Below are 1,346 nucleotides of genomic sequence, written 5' to 3'. Positions count from 1 at the left end.
CAATAACGTCCTAAACGTTTAAAAAAAAGGTACAAAAAAAGAGAGTAAATTAAGGATCTCAAATTATCTTTGAGTTGCACACCAAAAAACACTCTCTCTATGACAAATGTAACTTTATTTTCTCAAATAATCCAAAAACTAGATCGTTCAAAGTTTAAGAAAATAGTAAAGGAAAGGCAAACAGATAAACACAACAAGGGTTTTGATAGTTGGAGTCATTTAGTATCTATGCTATTTTGCCATTTTGCCCGTAGTAAATCTGTTCGTGATATTAGTAATGGCCTTCGCTCTGCTACTGGAAACTTAAATCATTTAGGTTTAACTATAGCCCCATCTAAATCATCAATCAGTTATCAGAATAAAAAAAGATCCCATGAGCTCTTTAAAGAGTACTATTTTACTTTGCTCGAAAGTTTAGGACAGCATCCCAAGTTTAAGCAGGTGAAGTTCCGAATCAAGTCAAAAATCCTGTTATTAGACTCCACAACCATATCTCTGTGTTTGAGCATCTTTGATTGGGCAAAATACAAGACCAATAAAGGTGCTGTTAAAATGCATACACTCCTTGATTTTGATGGGAATTTACCAGCCTATATTAATATTACAAATGGTAAAACGGCTGATAATAAAGGAGCTTATGATATCCCATTACTCAAAGGCAGTGTTATAGTTGCTGATCGATTCTACAATGATTTTAGCCTTTTAAATGTTTGGGACAGCAAACAAGTATTCTTTGTGATTAGACATAAAGACAATTTGAAATTTGAAACTATTAAGGAATTAGAGCTTCCAGAGAACAGACATCAAAACATCTTAAAAGATGAGTTAATTAGCTTAACTAATACAAGGTCAAAGCAGATATATCCGAAAAAATTAAGGCGTGTAGCAGTGTGGGATGAGCAAAATAATCAGGTCATTGAACTCATTACCAATCAATTTAATTGGACTGCAAATACTATAAGTGAATTGTATAAAAGTAGATGGATGGTAGAAATATTCTTTAGAGATTTAAAGCAGTTACTGCATATCAAATCTTTTATAGGAACATCTGAAAACGCTGTGATGATACAAATTTGGACGGCGTTAATTACCATTTTAATACTAAAAGCATTGCGAGCACAGTCTAAATTCAAGTGGCATTTATCCAATTTAGTCGCTTTTATAAGATTAAATCTCTTTGTGAAGATTCAGCTGAAATTATGGCTCGATAATCCGCTAAATGAAGTAGAAAAACCACCTCCTAAATTACAACAGGGGGTTCTGTTTTAAAAATCATCATATATATACTCGTATCCTACTAAAGTGGGAGGATATTCTATGTACTAAATTTATTTAGGACGCTATTG

1 protein-coding gene is annotated in these 1,346 nt (G+C 32.7%); it reads left to right on the top strand.

Going from position 1 to position 1,346, the window contains the following annotated elements; genetic code table 11:
- Positions 1–99 precede the first annotated feature (99 nt).
- Positions 100–1,269 (top strand): IS4 family transposase, encoded by a 1,170-nt coding sequence (locus GOQ24_RS13010; protein WP_160339887.1) that lies wholly within the window; start codon positions 100–102, stop codon positions 1,267–1,269.
- The last annotated feature ends 77 nt before the right edge of the window (positions 1,270–1,346 follow it).

Origin of the sequence: Myroides sp. LoEW2-1 (assembly GCF_009767705.1) — a bacterium.
In the GTDB taxonomy this organism is placed as follows: domain Bacteria; phylum Bacteroidota; class Bacteroidia; order Flavobacteriales; family Flavobacteriaceae; genus Flavobacterium; species Flavobacterium album_A.
The sequence above is the reverse complement of the archived record's forward strand: the minus strand, read 5'-3'. Positions and strand labels throughout refer to the sequence as shown.

Coding starts and splice junctions, on each gene's coding strand:
- GOQ24_RS13010 (WP_160339887.1), top strand. CDS start 100: ATGACAAATGTAACTTTATTTTCTCAAATAATCCAAAAACTAGATCGT.